The organism is Pseudomonas sp. Sample_10 (assembly GCF_004321495.1).
Taxonomy (GTDB): domain Bacteria; phylum Pseudomonadota; class Gammaproteobacteria; order Pseudomonadales; family Pseudomonadaceae; genus Aquipseudomonas.
Map to the genome: position 1 here is coordinate 1 of NZ_RCOE01000192.1, position 2,338 is coordinate 2,338.

The window sequence follows — 2,338 nt, forward strand, 5'->3', positions numbered from 1 at the left end:
ACTTCTACTCGGGGATCATCCTCAAGGCGATCGGCATTCCAACCAGCATGTTCACCGTGATCTTCGCCCTGGCGCGGACCGTTGGCTGGATCTCCCACTGGAAGGAAATGCTCTCCAGCCCGTACAAGATCGGCCGTCCACGCCAGTTGTACACCGGCTACGAGTCGCGTGACATCACCAAGCTGGAAGACCGCAAGTAAGATCTGTCTTGCTGTAGCGAGTTGAGCTGTACCGGAAACGGCCTCTATTTATATAGGGGCCGTTTTTGTTAGTGAGCCTCATCGTTCAAACATCGAGGCGAACTGGTGCCCGCCCCGATTGCAGACGTACACATTTCTCCCGCTAAACCGCAGTCCCTGTGGGAGCTGGCTTGCCAGCGATGGCGTCCTGACAACCAACCACCATGCCCCTGCAGGAGCGAGCCTGCTCGCGATTGACGTAAACGCTAACGCGGGTTGCCTGAATGCCTCCGTGTTGCCTGGACGTTTCTCGCGAGCAGGCTCGCTCCTACAGTAAATCGTGCAAATCCCGCAGATTCGGTTCGATAACCGCCCAATAAAAAATGCCCCAGTCTCTCGACCGGGGCATCCTTCATTACTGCGTTACTTATATAAAAGCATCAAGCCTTAGTGTGAAACCGCCCCGCTCGCCCCAAGACCAGTCTGCGAGCGAACGAATTGCGGGAAGAACAGCGCCCGCTCGTTGTCAGCCGCCGCCGACTTGTCGGTGATCGAGAAGAACCAGATGCCGACGAAGGCAATGATCATCGAGAACAGCGCTGGGTACTCATACGGGAAGATCGCCTTCTCGTGATGCAGGATCTGCACCCAGATGGTCGGGCCAAGCACCATCAGGCCAACAGCACTGACCAGACCCAGCCAGCCACCGATCATCGCACCGCGAGTCGTCAGCTTTTTCCAGTACATGGAAAGCAGCAGGACCGGGAAGTTGCAGCTCGCCGCGATGGAGAACGCCAGACCAACCATGAACGCGATGTTCTGGCTTTCGAACAGGATACCCAGAGCAATCGCCAGCACTGCCAGAGCGATGGTGGTGATTTTCGAGACGCGGATTTCATCCTTCTCGTTGGCCTTGCCTTTCTTGATCACGCTGGCATACAGGTCGTGGGACACCGCCGAAGCACCGGCCAGGGTCAGACCGGCAACTACTGCCAGAATGGTCGCGAACGCTACCGCCGAGATGAAGCCCAGGAAGATACTGCCGCCCACCGCGTTGGCCAGGTGCACCGCCGCCATGTTGTTACCGCCCAACAGTGCGCCAGCCGCATCTTTGAAGGCCGGGTTGGTGCTGACCAGCAGGATCGCGCCGAAGCCGATGATGAAGGTCAGGATGTAGAAGTAGCCAATGAAGCCGGTTGCATACAGCACGCTCTTGCGAGCTTCTTTTGCGTCACTCACGGTGAAGAAGCGCATCAGAATGTGTGGCAGGCCAGCGGTACCGAACATCAGCGCCAGACCCAGCGAGAAGGCCGAAATCGGGTCCTTGACCAGACCGCCCGGGCTCATGATCGCTTCGCCCTTGGCGTGAACCTTGATCGCTTCGGAGAACAATGTGTTGAAGTCAAAGCCTACGTGCTTCATCACCATCAGCGCCATGAACGAGGCACCGGACAGCAACAGCACAGCCTTGATGATCTGCACCCAGGTGGTCGCCAGCATGCCGCCGAACAGCACGTACATGCACATCAGCACACCGACCAGAATCACCGCGATGTGATAGTCCAGACCGAACAACAGCTGGATCAGCTTGCCGGCACCGACCATTTGCGCGATCAGGTAAAACGCTACCACCACCAACGATCCGCAAGCGGACAGCGAGCGGATCTGGGTTTGGCCCAGGCGATAGGACGCCACGTCGGCAAAGGTGTATTTACCCAGGTTACGCAGGCGCTCGGCGATCAGGAACAGAATGATTGGCCAGCCCACCAGGAAGCCGATCGAGTAGATCAGGCCATCGTAGCCGGAGGTGAACACCAGCGCGGAAATACCCAGGAAGGATGCCGCCGACATGTAGTCGCCGGCAATCGCCAGACCGTTCTGAAAACCGGTGATCTTGCCACCCGCCGCATAGTAGTCGGAGGCCGAGTTGTTTTTCTTGGATGCCCAGTAGGTGATGCACAGGGTGGCACCGACGAAGGCGACGAACATCACGATCGCCGACACGTTGAGCGGTTGTTTCTGAACGGCGCCGGTCAGGGCGTCAGCCGCCCAGGCGCCAGGTGCGAACGCTGCGATGCTCAAAAGAGCCATTAGACGCCGGATCATTGCTGAGCCTCCTTGAGAATCGCATTGTTCAGGTCGTCGAACTCGCCGTTGGC

General features: G+C 58.1%; 2 protein-coding genes. One reads left to right on the forward strand and one right to left on the reverse strand.

Going from position 1 to position 2,338, the window contains the following annotated elements; genetic code table 11:
• Positions 1-200 (forward strand): citrate/2-methylcitrate synthase (locus D8U18_RS18895; protein WP_277752479.1); only part of this gene is annotated, 200 nt, incomplete at its 5' end.
• Positions 201-626: 426 nt separating this feature from the next.
• Here the strand turns inward: D8U18_RS18895 and D8U18_RS18900 are convergent.
• Positions 627-2,285 carry a cation acetate symporter gene (locus tag D8U18_RS18900; RefSeq protein WP_131108163.1) on the reverse strand — a complete coding sequence of 553 codons (1,659 nt, stop codon included), beginning with the start codon at positions 2,283-2,285 and terminating at the stop codon, positions 627-629.
• Positions 2,286-2,338: the final 53 nt, after the last annotated feature.

Coding starts and splice junctions, on each gene's coding strand:
- D8U18_RS18900 (WP_131108163.1), bottom strand. CDS start 2,285: ATGATCCGGCGTCTAATGGCTCTTTTGAGCATCGCAGCGTTCGCACCT.